Source organism: Ningiella algicola, from assembly GCF_028401415.2.
Classification (GTDB): Bacteria; Pseudomonadota; Gammaproteobacteria; order Enterobacterales; family Alteromonadaceae; genus Glaciecola.
The window spans coordinates 4670980-4693101 of the sequence record NZ_CP171821.2 but is presented as its reverse complement, the minus strand read 5'-3'; the positions used below and the strand labels follow the sequence as shown (position 1 = coordinate 4693101).

General features: G+C 45.1%; 17 protein-coding genes. 12 read left to right on the top strand and 5 right to left on the bottom strand.

All coding sequences use genetic code 11. From position 1 onward, the window contains the following. Positions 1-4 precede the first annotated feature (4 nt). Complete coding sequence (locus PN836_RS20525; RefSeq protein ID WP_395342028.1) at positions 5-1423, bottom strand: phospholipase D family protein; 1419 nt, start codon at positions 1421-1423, stop codon at positions 5-7. Between the two features lie 165 nt (positions 1424-1588). Then, on the bottom strand, positions 1589-2329 hold the full coding sequence (locus tag PN836_RS20520) for a Crp/Fnr family transcriptional regulator (RefSeq protein WP_395342025.1): 741 nt from the start codon (positions 2327-2329) through the stop codon (positions 1589-1591). A 605-nt stretch (positions 2330-2934) separates the two neighbouring features. On the opposite strand from PN836_RS20520, the gene dnaK reads away from it, so the two are divergent. The 11 genes from dnaK (at position 2935) to PN836_RS20465 (ending at position 15804) form a co-directional block, all read left to right on the top strand. Continuing rightward, a complete protein-coding gene (dnaK, locus tag PN836_RS20515) occupies positions 2935-4842 on the top strand; it encodes a molecular chaperone DnaK (protein WP_395342022.1) in 1908 nt (635 codons plus the stop codon). Positions 4843-4977: 135 nt separating this feature from the next. After that, entirely contained in the window at positions 4978-7578 is a 2601-nt protein-coding gene (clpB, locus tag PN836_RS20510; protein WP_395342019.1) for an ATP-dependent chaperone ClpB, read from the top strand. 82 nt (positions 7579-7660) lie between these two features. Next, positions 7661-8620, top strand: a complete 960-nt coding sequence (locus PN836_RS20505) for a DnaJ C-terminal domain-containing protein (RefSeq protein ID WP_395342016.1) — start codon at positions 7661-7663, stop codon at positions 8618-8620. A gap of 3 nt (positions 8621-8623) precedes the next feature. Continuing rightward, positions 8624-8950, top strand: coding sequence for a chaperone modulator CbpM (locus tag PN836_RS20500; RefSeq protein WP_395342013.1), 327 nt, complete (start codon positions 8624-8626; stop codon positions 8948-8950). Between the two features lie 194 nt (positions 8951-9144). After that, complete coding sequence (locus PN836_RS20495) at positions 9145-10827, top strand: GMC oxidoreductase (protein ID WP_395342010.1); 1683 nt, start codon at positions 9145-9147, stop codon at positions 10825-10827. Then, positions 10824-11459: a gluconate 2-dehydrogenase subunit 3 family protein gene (locus PN836_RS20490; RefSeq protein ID WP_395342007.1), complete on the top strand. Its 636-nt coding sequence runs from the start codon at positions 10824-10826 to the stop codon at positions 11457-11459. The genes PN836_RS20495 and PN836_RS20490 overlap by 4 nt, the downstream gene beginning before the upstream one ends. 11 nt (positions 11460-11470) lie before the next feature. Continuing rightward, positions 11471-12331, top strand: coding sequence for a 3-keto-disaccharide hydrolase (locus PN836_RS20485; protein WP_395342005.1), 861 nt, complete (start codon positions 11471-11473; stop codon positions 12329-12331). A gap of 182 nt (positions 12332-12513) precedes the next feature. Then, positions 12514-13698: a hypothetical protein gene (locus PN836_RS20480; RefSeq protein WP_395342002.1), complete on the top strand. Its 1185-nt coding sequence runs from the start codon at positions 12514-12516 to the stop codon at positions 13696-13698. After that, positions 13698-14147, top strand: a complete 450-nt coding sequence (locus PN836_RS20475; RefSeq protein ID WP_395341999.1) for a hypothetical protein — start codon at positions 13698-13700, stop codon at positions 14145-14147. The genes PN836_RS20480 and PN836_RS20475 overlap by 1 nt, the downstream gene beginning before the upstream one ends. A gap of 11 nt (positions 14148-14158) precedes the next feature. After that, entirely contained in the window at positions 14159-15346 is a 1188-nt protein-coding gene (locus PN836_RS20470) for a hypothetical protein (RefSeq protein ID WP_395341997.1), read from the top strand. Beyond that, entirely contained in the window at positions 15346-15804 is a 459-nt protein-coding gene (locus PN836_RS20465) for a hypothetical protein (RefSeq protein ID WP_395341994.1), read from the top strand. Before PN836_RS20470 ends, PN836_RS20465 begins: the two co-directional genes overlap by 1 nt. A gap of 24 nt (positions 15805-15828) precedes the next feature. On the opposite strand, the gene PN836_RS20460 is transcribed toward PN836_RS20465, so the two are convergent. After that, on the bottom strand, positions 15829-17847 hold the full coding sequence (locus tag PN836_RS20460) for an EAL domain-containing protein (RefSeq protein ID WP_395341991.1): 2019 nt from the start codon (positions 17845-17847) through the stop codon (positions 15829-15831). A 193-nt stretch (positions 17848-18040) separates the two neighbouring features. Between PN836_RS20460 and PN836_RS20455 the strand changes: the two genes are divergently transcribed. Next, on the top strand, positions 18041-19825 hold the full coding sequence (locus PN836_RS20455; RefSeq protein WP_395341989.1) for an ABCB family ABC transporter ATP-binding protein/permease: 1785 nt from the start codon (positions 18041-18043) through the stop codon (positions 19823-19825). A gap of 46 nt (positions 19826-19871) precedes the next feature. Here the strand turns inward: PN836_RS20455 and PN836_RS20450 are convergent, their stop codons facing one another. Together PN836_RS20450 and PN836_RS20445 are read right to left on the bottom strand one after the other, a co-directional pair. Next, positions 19872-21218, bottom strand: a complete 1347-nt coding sequence (locus tag PN836_RS20450) for a class II 3-deoxy-7-phosphoheptulonate synthase (protein WP_395341986.1) — start codon at positions 21216-21218, stop codon at positions 19872-19874. 170 nt (positions 21219-21388) lie between these two features. Continuing rightward, on the bottom strand, positions 21389-21895 hold the full coding sequence (locus PN836_RS20445; protein WP_395341983.1) for a YcxB family protein: 507 nt from the start codon (positions 21893-21895) through the stop codon (positions 21389-21391). Between the last annotated feature and the right edge of the window lie 227 nt (positions 21896-22122).

Sequence of the window (22122 nt, the reverse complement as noted above, 5' to 3'; positions counted from 1 at the left end):
AAACTCAAAGCAACCATTCAATTGCAAGTAGGCTCAATAGTGCCAGTGCAGCGCGTGAAAATATCGTCATGCCCGGCTCAGTCTTATGAACGGTTTCACGACCCTTGTTGGTTTCTATCCAATTAATTTTACCCTTTTTATCCAAGCTCAAGCGATAAGATGCGTAAGCGGCCTGCGCTTCAAAGACTTGTTCGACTTGCTTAGCAATCTTCGGGCTCTCAATCACAAAACCTAGCTCTGTATTTAAATGCATTGAGCGAGGGTCGAAATTCAATGAGCCGACAAACAGTCGCTTTGAATCAATCGCAAAGGTCTTAGCATGCAAGCTTGACGCAGAGCTCTTAAAATGTCTTTTCTTTTTTTCGCTACTTTGCTCGTCTGAAGCATTAGGCCTTGTCTCAAACAGGTTAATGCCGGCTTTTAGTAAAGTTTTACGATGTTTTGCGTATCCTGAATGAACCGGCAAAACGTCAGTCGCTTGCATCGAATTAGTCACTATATTTATCTTGATCCCGCTTTTCGCTAAATCTATAAAGGCCTCTACCCCTTCCTTTGTTGGCACAAAATAAGGAGTAACCAGAAGCAGACTTGATTGTGGACGACCAATAATTTGCACTAGCTTGGTAAACAATAGCGCATCGTTAGACTGACGACCTGCGCCTTTGGCTGGGTCATCACTTATCATGGTGACTGTGTCCCACTCAAATAAGTCTTCGTTAGCCAATAAGCTGTGCATGACTCCAGAGCGTTCCAGCGCTGTAATGTATGCGTCTCGCTTTGGGTTTGTTACTTGTGCAGGCAAGTACTCTGATGTGCAGTACTTACTTATTTTATTGCTAAACAAAATATCGTTAACAGGATGTGCCGAAGTGCTCGTCCAGTATTTGTCGAAATCTAGAGATACCTCATTAACAACCGAACCAATCGCCACAATATCAAGGTCTTGCTTGAGGATAGTGCTTGTTGCTCCAAAGTAATCGTCACCAATATTTCGCCCGCCAACAATAGTGACGCTGTTGTCTGCTGTGAACGATTTATTATGCATACGCCGGTTAACGCGCGAAAAATCAGTAATAAAGCCTAACCATTTAAATCTGCGCTGAGCAAAGGGATTGAACAAGCGCACTTCAACATTATCCAGTCTATCTAATGACAACAGCGCCTCATCGAGACCAGAAACGCCGTTGTCATCAAGAAGCAAACGCACGCGAACACCTCGATTCGAGGCCTCAACAATACTTTCAAACAGCAGCGCGCCAGTAATATCGTTCTGCCATATGTAATACTGAATATCTAAGGTTCGTTGGGCACTTAAGGCTAATAACATTCGCGCGGCGAAGGCATCTTTAGGGTCGCCCAGTAGTCTAATTCCGCTCTTATTGGGGTGTTGCGCTACCAAAGGTGCAACAGAGCTGACTAGCATGGAACTGAGTTCCTCTTTAGTCGTTTTTTCAGGCGATTGTGCCTTGAACTCAGAGCTTGGCAAAGGAAGGCCTCATTAGTAGCAGGGTGTTCAAACCGAAACCTTAGCGATGCGTTCCATGGCAAGCTACTCAGCCGCCTGGAACCTTATCCGCGTATTATTTATTTAGGCATTAGTTACTATGCTGTGGGTATATTGCGCCTCTTTTCTGAGCGCTTCTAAGTCTTTAATAATCAACTGATTACGCTTTTTGTCTATAATGCCTTTGCGCTTTAAGTATTGCAGCTGTTTATTGACCACTTGCCGCACCGAGCCCGTCATTCTAGCCAGTGTTTCATCACTAAAGCCATTAACCAAGTGATAACGATGCTCATGATCTTGGGGGCCCTCATACAGCCGTATTTTATTAACCTGATCTAAAATAATACGACTAAGGCGAACCGTCACATCGCATAGAACTAAATCACTAGCCTGTCGCTCTTTTTCGCGCATCTTTTTTGCTAAATAAGGCATAAACTGCTGATTAAATTTAGGATAGGTCCAAAGCCATTTCCGCATGCTGTTTAAAGCAACAGAAATGAGCTTTACTTTGCTCAGAGGTGATAAAATAACATCGTGAGGTTGACCATCAAGTAACACCATCAGATCAAAACAATCGCCCATAAAGAGCATGTCTAGTGTAATTTCTCTTCCACTTTCTGGGTTGCACTGCTTAATTTCCAATTGCCCATCAAGCATGATGAAAAACCGTTCAGTAAGAATCTGAGGATTAATATAGTCGCCCACATTCCATTCACTAAATGCGAACTCTTGCACAAGCTTCGCTGGCAAATCAGCAAATACATTGACTTGCTGCACCAAACTGGGACTTACACCCTGAGGTAACAAGATAGTATTATCTGACATAACAACACCCTGTCTGTTACTACGATATTAGATATTAGGTAATAGTAGCACTGATGCAGTGGTGTTTTGAACTTTGCTGCGCTTGCATCTTTTCTTCACAATAGAAGAGAACTTCCTATGGTTGGGCTTCCTGTTTCAAAGCTCACTATTCCAAGACTGCTTCATTTTTGATCCTCGTCATGTTCATACCCACATTTTTACTTAACCTGGACTCTGGATAAGAGGCAGTGCAGGAATTTAAAAAGTGCTGAGATTTCAGATTGTTAGACTCAGTAGTCCTAATGGCGTGGAGGACAAGGCGTAAAAGTGACGTAATAGTGATTCTATTGCTCACTTTTATAACGCAGTAATCCGCGCCATTAGGGCTGCTGAGCGCTGTCTCTTATCCAGAGTTCGGGTTACTTTAGCTGTGAGCGCCATTAAATTTCTTTCAACGAGTGTCACCTATGTGACAGATGGATAAATACCTGCGGCGTATGATACGGCCATCAAACAAATGCCCAAGCTCGAATTTTCATTGCTTAGCATTTTTACGGATGGTTAATGCGCAGTCAGAAGTTTTAACAGTCTGCCTTGACCGATGAACACAACCAGAGGCAATTATTATGACTAAAAGTATCGGTATCGACTTAGGCACCACCAATTCATGTGTGGCAGTGATGGAAAACGGCACATCAAAAATTATTGAAAACGCAGAAGGTAATCGCACCACTCCTTCTATTGTTGCCTATACCGGCAGCGAGACACTCGCGGGACAATCTGCAAAACGACAGGCTGTCACCAACCCTAAAAACACGCTATTTGCGATTAAACGCCTAATTGGCCGCAAATTTGACGATGCAGAAGTGCAAAAAGATATTAAACTGGCGCCTTTTAAAATCATTAAGGCAGATAATGGCGATGCATGGGTAGAGGTCGATGGAAAAACGATGTCGCCTCAGCAAGTGTCAGCACAACTGTTACGCAAGCTCAAAAAGGATGCAGAGGCCTATTTGGGCAGCTCCGTAAAAGACGCAGTTATTACTGTGCCCGCTTACTTTAATGACTCCCAGCGCCAAGCTACCAAAGATGCGGGCAAAATTGCCGGCTTGAACGTAAAGCGCATAATTAACGAGCCAACTGCAGCCGCTTTGGCTTATGGCGTAGATAAAACTAGTCACGCTGAGCAAAAAGTCATCGTGTATGACTTGGGCGGTGGCACCTTTGACGTGTCGATTATTGAAATCAGCAATATCGATGGTGAAAAGCAATTTGAAGTGCTCGCCACCAACGGCGATACCTTCTTAGGCGGTGAAGACTTTGACCTTACCTTAATTAACTACCTTGCCGATGAGTTCAAAAAAGACACCGGCATTGACGTGCATTCTGATGCCTTAGCTTTACAGCGAATTAAAGAGGCGGCTGAAAAAGCAAAAATTGAGCTTTCATCAGCGATGGAAACTGAAGTTAATCTGCCCTACATCACAGCAGATGCAAGCGGTCCTAAACACTTAAATGTGAAGGTAACGAGAGCGAAGCTTGAATCCTTAGTCGCATCGCTTATTTCAAAAACCATTGCACCATGCGAACAGGCCATGAAAGATGCTGGTTTGAGCATTAACGATATCAGCGAAGTCATTTTGGTGGGTGGTCAAACACGCATGCCAAAAGTGCAAGAGGCCGTTGAATCATTCTTTGGAAAAACACCTCGCAAAGACGTCAACCCTGATGAAGCCGTTGCTTTAGGTGCCGCGGTGCAGTCAGGCGTGCTATCAGGAACCGTTGACGATGTGCTACTGCTAGATGTCACCCCGCTATCGCTAGGTATTGAAACCCTCGGCGGCGTGATGACTAAGTTAATTGACAAAAACACCACTATCCCTACACGGGCATCACAGGTGTTTGCAACTGCTGAAGATAACCAGCCTGCGGTAACCGTGCACGTACTTCAGGGTGAGCGCGAAATGGCAAGCGATAATAAGTCCTTAGGGCAATTTAACCTAACAGACATTACGCCAGGACCGAGAGGCTCGGTGCAAGTTGAGGTGGGCTTTGATATTGACGCAGACGGCATTTTGCATGTGTCGGCTAAAGACAAAGCAACCGGCAAAGAGCAAAGCATTACCATTACCGCCTCAAGCGGTTTAAGCGAGGATGAAATAAATCGCATGGTAAAAGATGCCCAGCAGCACGCGAGCGAAGACAAGCAAAAGCGTGAATTGATTGAAAAACGTAATCAGGCTGACCATGCGATACACGCAATAGAAGGCTCAATGGACGCGCTGGCAGAAGAAGATCAAAGCGAAATTAAGGCCTTGATTGAGCACCTTAACACGGCCATTAAGACTGACAATGCAGCCGACATCGACACAAAGCTTCAAGCACTGCAAGGCACTTTTGACAGCGCTATGCAGCGCGCACAAGCGCAAAGCGCTGATGAAAGTAAAGCTGAGACAGCACATGCCAAAGCGTCAGGCCAGTCAGCGAACGACGATGTGATAGATGCTGACTTTGAAGATGTGTCTAACGGCTAAACATCAACAGAACGTGGCCTAGCTGGCAAGGTGCTCATACGCTGTAGCTGAGCTAGGCCTTTGAACCAAAAGCATACAAAGCAATCACGTATTATCCATGTGAGCGTCTGAGAAAAATTTAAGAGGAAAACGAATATGAGAATGGACAAACTTACCAGTATATTTCAGCAAGCCTTAAGCGACGCACAAAGTCTCGCTGTAGGACGCGATCATCAATATATAGAAGCACTGCATTTACTCATGGCGCTGCTAAATCAGGAAGGCGGCACCGTTCGACCTTTACTTAGCCAAGCAGGTGTAAATGTGAACCAGCTTCGCTCAAGTACAGGCGAGGCCTTAGAGCGCTTACCACAGGTGCAAGGCACGTCGGGTGAAGTCCATGTTTCAAGCGACCTTAGCCGGTTGTTAAACCTTACCGACAAACTCAGTCAAAAACGAAATGACCAATACATCTCAAGCGAGCTCTTTATTTTAGCCATGGTTGAAGACAGCAAAAGTGACGCAGGCAAATTAATACGCAACGCGGGGGCTACTGCAAAATCGCTTGAGTCAGCCATTGAGCAAGTGCGTGGCGGGCAAAACATTGATGATCCCAACGCTGAAGAGCAACGACAAGCCTTAGAAAAATACACCCTCGATTTAACCGAGCGTGCAGAGCAAGGCAAACTTGACCCAGTGATTGGGCGCGACGATGAAATCAGACGCGTTGTACAAGTGCTACAGCGCCGAACCAAAAACAACCCAGTGCTAATTGGTGAGCCCGGCGTGGGCAAAACAGCCATTGTAGAGGGCTTAGCGCAGCGCATTATTAACGGTGAAGTACCAGAAGGTTTAAGAGAAAAACGCTTATTGTCGCTTGATATGGCTGCGCTTGTTGCAGGCGCAAAATACCGAGGCGAATTTGAAGAACGATTAAAAGCGGTACTTCATGATGTTGCCAAACAAGAGGGCAAGGTCATTTTATTTATTGATGAAATGCATACGATGGTAGGCGCAGGAAAAACGGAAGGCGCAATGGATGCCGGAAACATGCTCAAGCCCGCCCTCGCCCGCGGTGAATTGCATTGTGTTGGCGCGACCACGCTAAACGAATATCGTCAGTACATCGAGAAAGATGCTGCTCTTGAGCGACGTTTTCAAAAAGTGCTGGTGGATGAGCCCACGCAAGAAGACACGGTGGCAATATTGCGCGGCTTGAAAGAGCGTTATGAAATTCACCATGGCGTAGATATTACAGATTCGGCTATTGTGTCGGCGGTATCGCTATCATCGCGATACATCACTGACCGCCAGTTACCCGATAAAGCCATTGACCTTATAGACGAGGCCGGCTCACGTATCCGTATGGAAATTGACTCAATGCCAGAGGCAATGGACAAGCTCGACAGACGCCTTATTCAATTAAAAATTGAACGCGAAGCGCTCAAAAAAGAGTCGGATGAGGCTTCCAAAAAGCGCTTGGAGATACTTGAGCAAGACATTGAAAAAATAGAACGCGAATTTTCAGATTTACACGAAACATGGAAATCAGAAAAAGCCTCATTACAAGGAGCAAGCAGTATAAAAGAGGCCATAGATCATGCGCGCACAGAGCTTGAGGCAGCAAAGCGCGCCAATGATTTGGGTCGCATGTCGGAGCTACAATACGGCCGCATTCCAGAGTTAGAAAAAGAATTGGCGCAAGCACAAGAGGCTGAATCAGTAGAAATGACCTTACTTCGTAATAAGGTAACTGATGAAGAAATTGCCGAAGTCGTGTCCCGCTGGACCGGGATTCCTGTATCTAAAATGCTTGAAGGCGAACGCGAAAAGTTGCTGAATATGGAAGCAGGGCTTCATAAGCGAGTGATTGGTCAAGACGAGGCAATTGTTGCAGTTGCTGATGCTATTCGAAGCTCACGCGCCGGTTTGGCGGATCCCAAACGCCCTAACGGAAGCTTCTTGTTCTTAGGCCCAACTGGAGTCGGCAAAACCGAGCTAACCAAAGCCTTAGCGGAGTTTTTATTTGATACAGAAGACTCAATGGTGCGCATTGACATGTCTGAGTTTATGGAAAAACATTCCGTTGCTCGTTTGATTGGAGCGCCACCGGGTTACGTCGGTTACGAGGAAGGCGGCTACTTAACTGAAGCAGTTCGGCGTAAACCCTACTCTGTTATTTTACTAGATGAAGTAGAAAAAGCGCACCCTGACGTGTTTAACATTCTACTTCAGGTTTTAGACGACGGTCGCCTTACGGATGGGCAAGGCCGCACGGTAGATTTTAGCAATACAGTGATAGTCATGACGTCTAATTTGGGCAGTCATTTAATTCAAGAGCTGTCAGGTGATGAGCATTACGACCAGATGAAGTCTCAGGTAATGGAAGTCGTATCCGGACACTTTAGACCAGAGTTTATTAATCGCCTAGACGATATTGTGGTATTCCACTCATTGAAACTTGAACAAATACGAGAGATTGCCAGTGTGCAAGTAGACTACTTACGCCAGCGTTTGGCCGAAAGTGATATTGAGCTTGTGGTCACCCAAGAAGTGTTAGATTTGGTTGGCAAGGCGGGCTTTGACCCGGTGTATGGTGCTCGCCCCATCAAACGTGTCATAAAAGCACGCATTGAAAAAGAGCTCTCTAAACTGGTTCTGGCAGGCAAAGTTAAGCCCGAAGATAAGCTTGAAATTGCATGCGAAAACGACAAGATTACATTTAATTGCAAAGCGCGTGAACAAAACGCCGCGTAGGTGTAAGTGCACAAAGCAGATAAGCGAGCTCGGATAGTCACTTATCTGCCTTAGTCTCTTCATTACTTAGATAAGGGCCAATATGGAATTTAAAGACTATTACAAAATTATGGGACTTGAGCGCGATGCTACCCAAAATGACATAAAAAGCGCTTATCGCAAGCTATCACGCAAATATCACCCGGATGTAAGTAAAGCGTCTGATGCAGAAGAGCGCTTTAAAGAGATTGGTGAGGCCTATGAGGTACTGAAAGATCCACAAAAACGCAGTGCCTATGATCAGCTTGGTAGTAACTGGGATCAAAACCAAGGGTTCCAACCTCCACCGGGCTTCAAGCAAGACTTTGAGTTTGACGGCGGCGGATTTACCGACGGCGACGCAGCCCAATTTAGTGACTTTTTTGAGCAGCTTTTTGGACAACGACGAGGCGCACACGGACGCGGGCAAAGCGGACATTCCCATGGCGGCTTTCATGCTCATGGTCAAGATACTCATGCCAAAGTCAGTATAGATATTGAAGATGCTTATCAAGGCGCAAATAAAACCCTGACCTTATCGCATCAAAAACTCGGGAGTGATGGACGCTACTCGCCTGATTCACGCACGTTAAATGTAAAAATACCGAAAGGCGTTAAACAAGGTCAAAAAATTCGCCTTGCCGGTCAAGGTGAGACCGGAATGGGTGATGGTAGCCCGGGCGATTTGTACTTAGAAATACAGTTTAATCCGCATCCGCGCTTTTCGGTTGAAGGTAAAGACGTGTATGTAAATCTGCCAGTCACACCTTGGGAAGCCGCCTTGGGAGATAAAATCAACGTACCCACCCCGAGCGGAACGGTAGACTTAACCATACCGAAAAACTCTAAAACCGGGCAAAAAATGCGCTTGAAATCACGCGGTATTCCGGCAAAAAGCCCCGGCGATTTATTTTTAGTCTTAAATGTTGTTTTGCCTAAAGCAGATAATGACAAAGCGCAAAAGGCCTATGCAGCGTTTAAAGAGGCGCTTAACTTCAACCCTCGCCAGTCCATGGGAGTGTAAAGCATGAGTAAAACAAAAGTTGACGTGCATATTGCAGAAATTATCGATGACAAGCCCTTAAGTTTAGGCCAGGTGTGCCGCAGTTGTGGGGTCAACGCAGATCAAATCATGGAGCTAATGGAATATGGTGTGTTGGAGCCGACTGAGGCACGGTCTAACACGGTATACTTTCACGGTGTATGTTTGCATAGAGTCACAAGAGCATTGAGGCTAAAGCGCGATTTAGGTTTAAACACTGCAGGAGCTGCACTAGTGCTTGAGTTAATGGATGAGTTGGAAGCACTTAGAGCAAGGGCGCAACGTTTTGAACACCTGCTCAATAAACCATAGGGTAAATAAGGATGTCCACCACACTCAAAAAATTGCGCCGTGTTGAGCTAAAAAATTTATTTGCAAGCCGTTTTATTGTAGTCTCGTTATTGCTTTGTTTACTGACTGTAAATTTAGCGTAAACAGTCTGCCGCTATTCCCTTTTTCGGCCATTACTTCGCTAATGGGTGATAGCGCACAACACGGAATCTCAAATGAAATACGATGCAATTGTAATTGGTAGCGGTATGTCGGGTGGATGGGCTGCCAAGGAATTATGTGAAGGGGGTTTAAAAACCCTGGTGCTCGAACGCGGTCGCAAAGTTGAGCATGTGAAAGATTATGTCACCATGAACGACGACAAGTGGGATTACGATCTTAAAGGTCGCCCTCGCCCTGACACCAAAGATAGACAGTTTAAACAAGCTCGAACCGGATACACAACGCGCCCTGAAATGGCGCATTGGTTTGTTGATGATGTTGAGCATCCATATAACGAAGAAAAGCGTTTTGACTGGATGCGCGGCTATCAGACTGGCGGGCGCACCATTGCTTGGGGTCGACAAAGCTATCGCATGGGCGATTTAGATTTTGAAGCCAATAGGAAAGAAGGCGTAGGGGTTGATTGGCCCGTGCGCTATGCCGACATTAAACCATGGTATGACAAAGTTGAGGAATTTATTGGCGTATCGGGTCGAAACATCGGCATTGAACAAATTCCCGATGGCAAGCTGCTCCCGCCTATGGAGCTAAATGTGGTTGAGAAAGACCTGCAGGCAAAAATGGCGTCTTGGGGTACCTCACACCTTATGACCAACGGTCGCACCGCGCATATTACGGGAGATAAACAATTTGAGGGGCGAGTGAAGTGTCAGTTTAGATCTCGCTGTAATCGTGGTTGTCCTTATGGCGCCTATTTTAGCAGCTTATCATCGACGCTTCCTGCCGCCTTAAGCACCGGCAACTTGACCATTCAAAACAACGCCATTGTGCACTCTATCGAATATGACGAGAAAACAGGGCGTGCCAGCGGCGTCAACGTGATTGATGCAGAAACCAAAGAAAAGTCTACCATTTATGCACGCATTATTTTTTGCTGTGCGTCATCAATGGCCTCAACGGCAATATTGCTTAACTCCCGCTCAGAACGCTTCCCCACCGGCATGGGCAACGACTCAGGTGAGTTAGGTCATAACATTATGGATCATCACTTAGGCATTGGCGCGTCAGCCGAAATTGAAGGTTTTGACGATAAGTACTATAGAGGCCGCCGCCCTTCCGGCTTTTACATCCCGCGATTTAGCAATATGGACGAACAAAGCACCTCAGATAAATTCATTCGCGGTTATGGTTTCCAAGGCAGCGCAAGTCGCACAAACTGGACCCGAGGTATTCGCGAACTCAGTATCGGTGAACCACTCAAGCAAGAGCTGATTGCCCCAGGGCCTTGGCGCATTGGCATGATGGCATTCGGGGAAATATTACCTCATCACGACAACCACATGCGGCTTGATTTTGATAAGCGTGACCAATGGGGCATTCCAACGGTCACTTTTTCTGCAGAGCTAAAAGAAAACGAAATCAACATGCGTGAAGACATGCGCCAGCAATCGAAAATGATTCTCGAAAAGGCAGGCTATAAAAACGTTCAGGTATTCGAAAATCAGTACGGAATTGGTTTAGGTATTCATGAAATGGGCACGGCTCGCATGGGCCGTGACCCGAAGACCTCAGTGTTGAACGAGTACAACGCGATTCACGAAGTGCCGAATGTGTTTGTGACTGACGGCGCTTTTATGACCTCCGCTGCTTGCCAAAATCCTTCTTTGACTTATATGGCCTTCACCGCGCGTGCCGCCGACTATGCGATTAAAGCATTTAAGGAGAATAGAATATGAATATGACGCGAAGACAGGCGCTAAAGTCGCTGGCTTTAGGTTCAGGCGTTGTTTTATCTTCAACCAGCGTTCTGGCAGTACTCAATACAGCATATGCCAATACGGCTGATGGCGCAGCGAGCTTCACATTTTTAAGCAAGGCTCAAGCGAAATCCATCGCGCTAATGACCCATGTGATCATTCCAAAATCTGCAGACTTGCCTGGTGCAGAAGACGTACCCATCGTCAATTTTATTGACGCTTTGTACAGCCAACTAATGGATGACAATCAACGGAAGAAGTTTTTGCGTGGACTCGAAGTGGCAGAGGCCGCGTTTGCTGATGAACATAAACAGCCATTTAGCGACGCCAGCATCGCAAAAAGAGAAAGCTTCGTTAAATCTGTATATGAGCTTCCAAAAGATGAAGCGCAATCCATGATTTGGCTAGCCGACAAAACAGAGGCGCCAGAAGGCCAAGAAGACCAATACTATTTGTACCACTTTCTCTATAACTTAAGAGTATTGACGCTAGAGGGTTACTTTGAGTCAGAGCTTGTGGGAGAAAAAGTGCTCGCGTATTTGCCCGTGCCCGGAGGCTGGGAGCCAGAAATGGATGTTGATGAAAACACCCGCGTTTGGTCAATTAATTAAAGGAGAAATGAGTGAATAAGGCCCATTTGTTGAACAAGGCTCATTTGTTGAATAAGAGAAAGGCAAGGCTTTCAATGGTTAGCGCGTCATTTTGTCTATCATTCGTTCTGTTGTTTGCAGGCTGCTCCGACGCTCCATCAACAAACTCCGCAAGTGACAGTGAACCTGCGGCGCAATCAAATGACATCGTCAATCAATTGAGTGACGAGGAGCGCTCCGAAGGCTTTGAGCTTTTGTTTGACGGTCAAAGCTTCAAAGGCTGGCGTGGTTTTAATCGCACTGACGTACCCAGCACATGGGTTATTCAAGACGATGCTCTTCATATGATTGGCGAGGCAAACTTTACTCAAGCGCAAGAAACCGACCGAGCTGATATTATTTTTGATGAGCAATTTGATAACTTTATTCTTAAGCTCGAATGGAAGATATCCGAAAATGGTAACTCAGGGATTTTCTATTTAGGCAAAGAAAGCGAAGAAGACACGCAATATCCCTTTATTTGGTTAACAGCGCCAGAAATGCAAGTGCTCGATAATGATGGTCACCCTGACGCAAGCAAAGGCAAAGAGGGTAATCGACAGGCAGGATCACTATACGATTTAGTGCCTGCTGTGCCGCAAAATGCCAAACCCGTAGGACAATGGAACGAGGTTGAAATCCACGTTCAAAACCGTTCGGTGAAGCATATTCAAAACGGTGAGGTGGTGGTTGAGTATTCTATGGACACGCCACAATGGGAAGCTATGATTGCCGATAGCAAGTTCCCCGGCTTGAATCCAACCTGGTCAAAAGTACCCCAGTCGGGTTTCATTGGTCTACAAGACCATAGCGACCCAGTATGGTTTAGAAACATCAAATTAAAACGCTTGTAAAGTAACTTGCTCAAGCTTAAAGCGCGTTTTACGCGCTTTTTTATGTCCAAATCTCACTGCTTTTGTTTATCCCTTATAAAGAAATCTAGGTTTATTCCGATATCTGATGTGTATATGCGATTCCGTTCGAACAATAACAAAAAACGGATCGAATTTTTGAACACACATTAGGATTACATACTTTGATACGTGCACTATTATTAATATTATGCGTAAGTATCCCAATCAGCGCATCTGCAGATTTCAGTGATGACTTTGAGTTTTCTGGTTTTGCTCGCGTAGTCGCCGGTTATTATGATCAAGACGACAGCGTACTTCGCAGTTATACCAACGAACTTGAATTCGGTGAAGATAGCCTTATTGCCCTTCGCGGCGACTATTCAATCAGTGACTCTTTGTCCATTGTTGCACAGGGCTTATTGCATAGCAGTGAATTGCGAGACTCTGGCCTTCAGTGGTTGTATTTGGACTACTCACCGTCACGTTCATTCTCCCTAAAACTTGGTCGTCAGCGCATTCCATTTTTTCAATACAGCGACGTAATTGACGTGGGTTTTGCGTATCCACAAGTCACTTTGCCTGTAGCGATGTATTCAGATTTTCTATTCACTGAATTTGACGGTTTACTCGGACGCTATAATTTTGGCACGAGTTACTTTAGCGGATACGCCGAAGCGTATTATGGCGGCTACGAAGGTAACATAAACATTTTTTCGCAAGACATTTCTGCAGACGTCACGAATGTAGGCGGCGTTGTTTTTGAAGCAAGAAAAGGAAAATTAACACTTCGTGCATCTCATCATCAGGGCGACGCTGATGTCAGACAAGAAAGTCTCGAGGGCTTTGCACAGGTGTTGAAACAATTTGGGTTCACTAAAACGGCCGATAGCTTGAGAATAAACGACCAGGCAAGCATTCAACAAATTGGATTTGCGTATGAAGACCTCGACTATTTCGTCCGAGCAGAACATATGATTATCACATCTGATGCGTTCTTGGTATCGAAACGCCGAGCGAGCTATATTACCGCTGGCATCAATCACTACCCTTTTACCTATCATGTCACCGCTGCATACGGTAAAGCTGTTTTAGATGATCCACCTAATGAACTCAGATTCGGTATCAACCCGCAAATTGATGCACTCACGGCAGGCTTCAACGCCATTTTGGATGGTATTCCGCCGGACCAAGGCCATCAATATACCATTGGTGTTCGCTATGACATCAAAACAAATTTAGCATTAAAAGCAGAAGTCTCATTTATTGAAGGCTCAGAGGGCACACGTGGCTTTGTAGACATTCCATCGCCCAATCGAACACAACAATCAGGACAGCTGTTTCAAATTGCTGCAGAGTGGGTGTTCTAATGAAACTGTTAATTATGACTAAACACTATATTCTTATTACTTCTTTTATCGGCCTCATTGCATGCTTCAATCAAGCTTATGCCGGCGATGGTGTGCGTGTCATTGCGCATGCGGATCAAGAGCTGCCAATGCTTAGCAAGCAAGAAATTGTCAATCTTTTCATGGGTGGTGCCTCTCAGTTCAATTTGAGTCCTCTTGAGTTGCCTCCAGGTAATGAGCATAGAGCCATTTTCAATACTATGGTGGTGGGTTTAACTGAAGCCCGCATTCAATCATATTGGGCACAAATGCGTTTTTCAGGACGCATGAGACCACCCATGATGTTAGACGATGAGTCAGATGTTCTCGCTTATGTACGCCAAAACTCAGGCACAATCGCCTATGTATCGAGCGCGGCAGAGCTACCGGAAAACGTTCAAGTCATCTTTGAAATTCACTTGTCGAATTAGGAGCGTTTAATTTGAATAAGTTCTTATCGGTTAGTGCAAGTCTATTGGCATTGATACTCTCATGTGATGTTGATGCAAGCGATGATTTTGAATTTTCTGGTTTTGCGCGTCTCGTTGCTGGGCAGTATTTACAAGATGACAATAGCTTAAGAGGCTATGATGACAGTATCAGCTTTGACAACGACAGTTTAGTTGCCCTTCGGGGGGACTGCGCCTTAAGCCAATCAATTTCGCTTGTTGGGCAGGCTATTTACCACAGCAATGAATTTAGAGACTCTGGCATACAGTGGCTATACGCGGATTACCGTCCGAGTCGATATATTTCAGTTAAATTTGGCCGCCAGCGTATTCCGTTTTTTCAATATAGCGACGTCATTGACGTGGGTTTTGCATACCATTGGATAACGCCTCCAATTTCGGTCTACACCAACTATCTTTTTACTGAATTTGATGGACTGCTTGGACGTTATAATTTCAGTAACTCCCGGTTCAACGCTTATGCAGAAGCTTACTATGGACAGTTTGATGGCAATATCACGCTCTTTTCAGAAGACATCTATGCTGACGTAGACAACATAGCCGGTGTATTGATTAACGTATCTAGCAACAAATTCTCTTTGCGACTTTCTCACCACATCGGAGATACCAAAGTTGAACAGGCAGAGCTAAGCGCTTTTTCACAGACCCTATCTCAATTAGGCTTTATTGAATCTGCAAACACCCTATTAATTAACGACCCTGTAAGTATTAGCCAACTTGGTCTTGCTTATGAAGATATCGATTATTTTTTACGCGGGGAATACACCATTACTCGCTCAGACGCATTTTTAATTGCGGTTAGAAAAAGCGGTTACCTGAGCGCGGGTATCAATGCATATCCATTTACCTTTCATGGCACCGTCTCATACGGGACTTCTAGCGTTGGGCAAGCACCCAGTGAAATTCCCATTGGGCTAAGCCCAGAGCTTGACCAGCTAGCCATCGGATATGGTTTTGTACTGGGTCAAGTTCCTCCAGATGAAGGCTATCAATATACATTGGGTTTACGTTACGACATGCGGACAAACTTAGCCATAAAAGCTGAACTTACCCATATTGAGGGTGAACAGGGCACGCGTGGCTTTTTTGACCAAGTCCCTCGTAATAATGAAGAGCAATCAGGACAGCTACTACAATTCGCTGTCGAATGGGTATTCTGATGACATCTAAAGCACTATTTCAAACCACCATTCTCGCTGCATCACTTGTGTGTGCAATGGCGTTTACTAAATCCGTTAGCGCTTTCGAAGGCTTGCGCGTCATCACTAACTCTGAACATGCGATTGGCCAACTGAGCAAACAAGAAGTCGTAAACTTATTTATGGGCGGAGGCTCAGGTTACGATTTAAAACCCGTGGAATTATCGCATGCAAGCCACAGCAGAGCCGCTTTTAATACCATGATAGTTGGCTTAACCGAAGCGAGAATTCAGTCTTACTGGGCGCAGATGCGATTTTCAGGGCGCATGAAGCCGCCTAAAATGATGCAGTCTGAAGCAGACGTATTGGCGTATCTACAACGCAATGAAGACGTTATTGCCTACATTTCAGCGAGCTATCCAGTGCCGGAAGGCATGCAAGTGGTTTATGAATTAAAAGCCTCAGCGAATAGACTGTAGATGTCCTGTACTAAATTTTAGCCCTTACACAGCCTGTTCAATGTCCATGAGGTCGAGCAAAGGGCTTGGCTTTTTGAAATAGTAGCCTTGCAGTTGGTCGCAGCCCTCATCAAGTAGCAGTTTAGCTTGTTGCTTGGTTTCCACACCTTCTGCACAAATTTTCAAATTTAATTGCTTAGCAAGCTGGATAATCGATTTAGTGACCAAGGTATCTCTTTTAGAGGTACCAAATTTATCGATAAACTCTTTATCAATCTTCAATGTGTCTACATCAATTTTTGTGAGGTAACTCAGCGAAGAATATCCAGTACCAAAGTCGTCCAAGGCTATTGAACATCCCAACTCAGACATGTCATGGAAGAAGCGATTGGCCTCTTCAAAGTTTTCCAAATAAGCAGATTCGGTTACTTCAAACTCAATATTGTGAGGCGAAACATTGTGCGCAATAAAGGTCTTTTTGATAAAAGATGACAAGCTGGCTTGACGCAAATCGTGAGACGATAAATTAACTGACAGTACAATGTTCTCACCAAACTGTTTGGTTAATGCGCCAATATCTTTGCATGCCTGCTCAATCACAAAATGCGTGATTTGATTGATCTTACCGGTTTTCTCAGCAATGAGAATAAATTCATCCGGCGGCACGAACCCCAAATCATCATGAATCCATCGGATAAGGCCTTCAAAGCCTACGATAACATGTTGGCTATTGACCTTTGGTTGATAGTACAGACTAAAGTCTTTGTTTTTAAGGGCCGTTGTTAAAGCACCTGCAATTTGTAAGTTACGCAAGTTTTGCTCAGACATTGAATCGTCAAAAATCACAAAGGTATTTTTACCTCTGGCTTTGGCAGCATACATAGCCATATCAGAATTTGTCAGAAATTTTTCAAGCTCATAGTCCGAGCCTTTCGCACACGACACACCAATGCTTGCACTGATTTCCACTTCCCACTGTTCTATGGAAAAGCTTTTAGAAAGGGCATTTATAATGGTGTTTGCGTTGTGCGTAATAAAATCAATGTCGCCGCCCTCTGGAAACTCAATTAAAAACTCATCTCCGCCAAAGCGGCATAGTTTTACTTTGCTACTAAGCACCGCTTCCATTCGAGAGGTAGCTGACTTTAATAGCTTGTCGCCAATATGATGCCCGTGACTATCATTAATCCCTTTAAACTCATCCAAATCAACATAGAAAAGGATTGGATTGGAGCCCGCTATTTTGGCGTCACTTAAATCTTTTTTGAGCTCTTTTACAAAGCACTGACGATTCATCAATCCAGTCAGCTCGTCGTAATTCGCCAAATACTCCATTTGCTCTCGCTGATCTTCTAATCGCTGTGCATGCAGTTTGTTTTTCGTTTCGGTGGTGTAGATAGTCTGCATCATGGAGCTAAATTCGGCGCTTAAGTCTTGCACTTCTTTTTTTCCCGACACGTTGACATCGATTGAGTAGTCATTGGTACTTTTGATGCGCTTAGCGAAGCTTGCGAGCTGTCTAAAAGGAGATAAAAACTGTTGGTTGAGCCACATTGACAAAGTACCGCCAAGGGCAATCACAATGATCATCAAAGGGGCAACGGTTGAAAGAAGCTCTGATTTACTTTCATTCATCGGTGCAGATAAATCGTTTACAATGAGCAAGTATCCAAAAGAGAGCGTTTTGTCACCAATGAGCACTTTTGCAATCACCTCTTGCTCATTTATTGTGACGCCGTCGGCTGAACGGTTAAACGTATCAAGCACCACTTGTTCATCGACACTGCGCTGAGCGCCAATCACGGTCTGTGCAGTGCCTCTGTATTTGTCCACAATCGCGCCCTCAGTATCGAGCACAGCAGCGTACTTCACATTTTGGTAAGGGTCGAGTTTCAGAAGTGTGGTTTTGATCGCAAAAAGATTTGGCTCATCGCTTGTCATCGATAGCATCAGATCATTTGCAATATTCACCGCCAGTCCATTTAAGTCAGACGCCGTTGACTCGGTAAAGAGTTTTTCATGCGTCACTATCGAAAATAGCAACACAGCAATAGACGCAGCCACAATTAAAGCGCTGTTTACAAGAGTTAAGGATGATCGGATAGTCGTTAGCATGAGTAGAATGTAATCGAATTGCCCCTCGATTAACAGTATGCAACAGTATACCGAGGGTACAATAGGTATCTGAAAATAAACCCTTTTAACATCGAGTGTCTATACTTAGCCCTCCTGATAATCCTAAGCGGAATGTAACTTTATGCGAACGCCCCGATTTCCAGTTAACGAAGAAGCACAGTTTAACTGGCGCATACTCGCAAACCTGTGGCCCTATTTAGCCGAATTTAAAACCCGCGTTTGGTTAGCACTAAGCTGCCTGATAGCGGCGAAACTGGCTAGCGTCACCCTGCCCTTTATCTTGAAGCATATCGTTGACAACCTGAATTTAGATACTGCGAAAGAACAGATAATGGGGGTTATTCTTGCGCTTATTGTGGCATATGGCGCGCTGCGCTTGGCCAATGTGTTGTTTGGCGAGATTCGCGATACTTTATTCGGGAGAGTCACTGAGCGCGCCATGCGAAGACTTGGCTTGACCGTATTTAAACACTTACATAATTTAGAACTCGATTTTCATTTATCAAGGCAAACTGGCGGCTTATCCAGAGACATGGAGCGCGGCACTAGCGGCATCAGCTTTTTGATGCGCTTTATGGTGTTTAATATTGGACCTACCTTGCTTGAGATAGCCATGGTGGTAGGCATTTTGTTTTACAATTATGGCTTTACCTTTGCGACTGTTATTTTAGCCGCTGTGGTGATTTATGTCGTATTTTCCATGCGAGCCACCGACTGGCGAACAAAATTTGTTAAGGAGCTGAATCGGGCCGACAACCAATCAAATACGCGGGCTATTGACAGCTTATTGAATTTTGAAACGGTAAAATATTTTAATAACGAGCGCTTTGAAGCCAATCGATATGATCTTGGTCTGGCCGCTTGGGAAACCGCACGACGAAAAAACCGATTATCTCTATTTGCCTTAAATGGCGGACAAGCCTTTATCATTGCGCTTGCGATGACGTCCATGCTGGCACTCGCCGCGTTTGAAGTAGCCAATGGCAACATGACTATTGGAGACTTTGTGTTGGTGAACGCGTTTACCATGCAAATTTTCATGCCGCTTAACTTTTTAGGGTTTGTGTATCGTGAAATTCGCGGCTCGCTAACGAATATTGAAAACTTGTTTATGTTGCTCGACCGCGCTCCGAAAATTAATGACGCTGCGCAAAGTGAAGCTTTGCAGGTAAATAAAGGGATCGTGCACTTTCAAAATGTGTGTTTTGGCTATACCCCGTCGCGCCAGATTCTTAACAATATTAGCTTTAGCATTGATGCGGGACAAAAAGTGGCCGTTGTCGGTGAGAGCGGATCCGGCAAATCCACCTTAGTGAAGCTTTTATTTCGCTTTTACGATTTAGATCAAGGCAGCATTTTTATTGACGATCAAAACATCGCAAAAGTATCACAAGACAGCCTTAGAGCGAATATTGGCATCGTGCCCCAAGACACCGTGCTCTTTAACGACACGCTGTATGAAAACATTCGCTATGGCCGTCCTGATGCTGCTGATGAAGATATCCAAGAAGCCATTCGTTTGGCACATCTTGAGGCATTTATTGCAAAACTTCCTGACGGAACAGACACGCAAGTGGGCGAGCGTGGACTTAAGCTCTCAGGCGGTGAAAAGCAACGAGTCGCGATTGCACGAGCGATTCTAAAACGCCCTCCTATTATGGTGTTTGATGAGGCAACATCCTCGTTAGACTCACAATCAGAGCAGGCTATCTTAAGTGCCCTTCGCGATCTAGCACAGGGCCACACTTCGCTGGTCATTGCACATCGGTTATCGACAATTGTAGATGCCGATAAAATATTGGTTATGGATCAGGGGAATATTGTCGAGTCAGGCAGTCATGAACAGCTTATGGCTATTCAAGGAATTTACGCAAAATTGTGGCAAGCTCAACAAAAAGAGGCTTGATAAACATAGTAACAAGCCTCTTTTAACAATGATAATTGCTTATGGTTTACCGCGCGCTCTTTATATGGTCAGCGACTAAAAACGCCATTTCAAGCACTTGATCAGCGTTTAAACGAGGATCGCACTGGGTTTTATAAGCCTGCGCTAAATCATCATCGCTGATTTTATATGCGCCGCCTGTGCACTCTGTCACGTGTTGCCCTGTCATTTCCAAATGAATCCCACCGGCATGCGTACCCTCTGCTTTGTGCACATCAAAAAATTGCTTTATTTCTTTCAAAATTGCATCGAAGTTACGCGTTTTGTAGCCGCTGGAGGCCTTGAATGTGTTGCCATGCATAGGGTCTGAGCTCCACACAACCTTACGACCTTCGCTTTTTACGCGACGCAATAAACGAGGAAGGTTTTGCGCTAAATTGTCTGCCCCCATGCGAGTAATCAAGGTCAATCGCCCTGGCGAGTTGTTTGGGTTTAAAGCATCAATCAAAGAAATGAGTTCATCCTCTTGCATGCTTGGCCCTACTTTGACGCCGATGGGGTTGTTGATCCCGCGGAAAAACTCTACATGAGCATGGTCTAACTGACGTGTGCGCTCACCAATCCACAGCATATGTGCAGAACAGTTGTAGGGTTTGTCAGTCAGAGTATCGATACGTGTTAAGGATTGTTCATAGTTAAGCAAAAGTGCCTCATGCGAGGTATACAAAGACGTTTCGTGTAGCGCCGCTGTATTGCTGCTGTTCAGTCCAATAACTTCCATAAATCCAAGGGTGTCTTGAATGCGAGTCGCTAAATCTTGGTAGCGTTCTTTTAAAGGATTGTTTTCTAAAAACGCCATATTCCAGCGGTTTACCTGATGCAAATCTGCAAGACCGCCTTGTGCGAAAGCGCGCAGCAGATTCAGCGTAGATGCGCTGCGATGGTAAGCATCCAGCATGCGGTTTGGGTCAGGCTCGCGTGCCGCTTCGGTGAATTCGAAGCTGTTGATAATATCGCCTCGGTAAGACGGTAAACTGATACCGTCAATTGTCTCAAAATCTCCCGAACGCGGCTTTGCATATTGCCCAGCCATACGCGCCACCTTTGTTACGGGGCAGCGTCCTGCAAAGGTAAGCACCACCGCCATCTGCAATATCACTTTAAACGTATCGCGAATTTTAGGCGCATTAAATTCGTCAAAAGACTCTGCGCAATCCCCCCCTTGGAGTAAAAAGCCCTCTCCTTCGCAGACTTCGCCTAAGTTCTTGTACAATTGCCGTGTTTCTTCAGCAAATACAAGGGGCGGATAACTTGTAATTTTTGCTTCTACTTCTTGCAGTTTGGCTGGGTCTTTATATGTTGGTTGTTGCAGTATGGGCTTGTCACGCCAGCTATCGATTGTCCACTTACTCACAAATCTTCCCTATGGTGTTTCTCTAAACGCGTTGATGGTTTGATGACTTAATTAATGACGCAAAGGTTACCACAATCTGCAGGTGGCTTAAGCAAAAAGTCTTCGCTTTTGTAAAAAGGCACTGTTCATTTGAGGCTTCTTTGCGACGTTTTTTGTTCTCCCGCTCAATGCTAGCGCGCCTTATAAGAGTGAACGGAGCGCTGTGACGCTTTCGTTTTAATGAAAGCGCTTGCTTCGTCTGATAGGCATCGATCAGACAAATAATGGCGGCCTGCACTATGATGCAACATCCAGCCTCGTTTAGTTTTTTCAATTTGCTGAATATCGGCCCACAAAATATTACTGGAAATCGACGTTGAGCGGCTGCTAATGCCCTCTTCATCTATGCTAAGAGTGAGTTTTGTGTTTGCCGCTCGACTGATCATTTGCCTTGCCAGCCACCATGGCTTTTTAAAATAGACGCCGAGCGCGTCCACAATACCCAGTACAATAATAAACCAAGCCGCGTATCCGCTAAGCGAGGTGAACACGAGTATAGCCGCCCCAAATAAGACTAGAGCTATTGCCTTGAAATACTCCGACATCGAACGTTTGCTCGGCATTGACTCGTCAAAGGTCTCGCTAAAGTGGCTTTTGTCTAAAGAGTAGGTTGTGGAATATTGAAAAGGTGTTTCCATAAATAGTGGCTGGTTCTCCAATTGAGTCCATAGTTTATAGAGAAATGCTCAGCTTAAATAGATGTTTAGCGATGAGTTTGCCACCTACTATCATCAATAGAAAGGCATTGGTATGACGAGAACGGAAATACGCAAGTGTACCTGTTGCGTCGACTCAGCAATGGCTGGCAGGGACAGCAAGGCAGTCATTGGGACAACTCGCGCGTAGGCTTAGACAAAAGCGGTGC

Coding starts and splice junctions, on each gene's coding strand:
- PN836_RS20525 (WP_395342028.1), bottom strand. CDS start 1,423: ATGCTAGTCAGCTCTGTTGCACCTTTGGTAGCGCAACACCCCAATAAG.
- PN836_RS20520 (WP_395342025.1), bottom strand. CDS start 2,329: ATGTCAGATAATACTATCTTGTTACCTCAGGGTGTAAGTCCCAGTTTG.
- dnaK (WP_395342022.1), top strand. CDS start 2,935: ATGACTAAAAGTATCGGTATCGACTTAGGCACCACCAATTCATGTGTG.
- clpB (WP_395342019.1), top strand. CDS start 4,978: ATGAGAATGGACAAACTTACCAGTATATTTCAGCAAGCCTTAAGCGAC.
- PN836_RS20505 (WP_395342016.1), top strand. CDS start 7,661: ATGGAATTTAAAGACTATTACAAAATTATGGGACTTGAGCGCGATGCT.
- PN836_RS20500 (WP_395342013.1), top strand. CDS start 8,624: ATGAGTAAAACAAAAGTTGACGTGCATATTGCAGAAATTATCGATGAC.
- PN836_RS20495 (WP_395342010.1), top strand. CDS start 9,145: ATGAAATACGATGCAATTGTAATTGGTAGCGGTATGTCGGGTGGATGG.
- PN836_RS20490 (WP_395342007.1), top strand. CDS start 10,824: ATGAATATGACGCGAAGACAGGCGCTAAAGTCGCTGGCTTTAGGTTCA.
- PN836_RS20475 (WP_395341999.1), top strand. CDS start 13,698: ATGAAACTGTTAATTATGACTAAACACTATATTCTTATTACTTCTTTT.
- PN836_RS20465 (WP_395341994.1), top strand. CDS start 15,346: ATGACATCTAAAGCACTATTTCAAACCACCATTCTCGCTGCATCACTT.
- PN836_RS20455 (WP_395341989.1), top strand. CDS start 18,041: ATGCGAACGCCCCGATTTCCAGTTAACGAAGAAGCACAGTTTAACTGG.
- PN836_RS20445 (WP_395341983.1), bottom strand. CDS start 21,895: ATGGAAACACCTTTTCAATATTCCACAACCTACTCTTTAGACAAAAGC.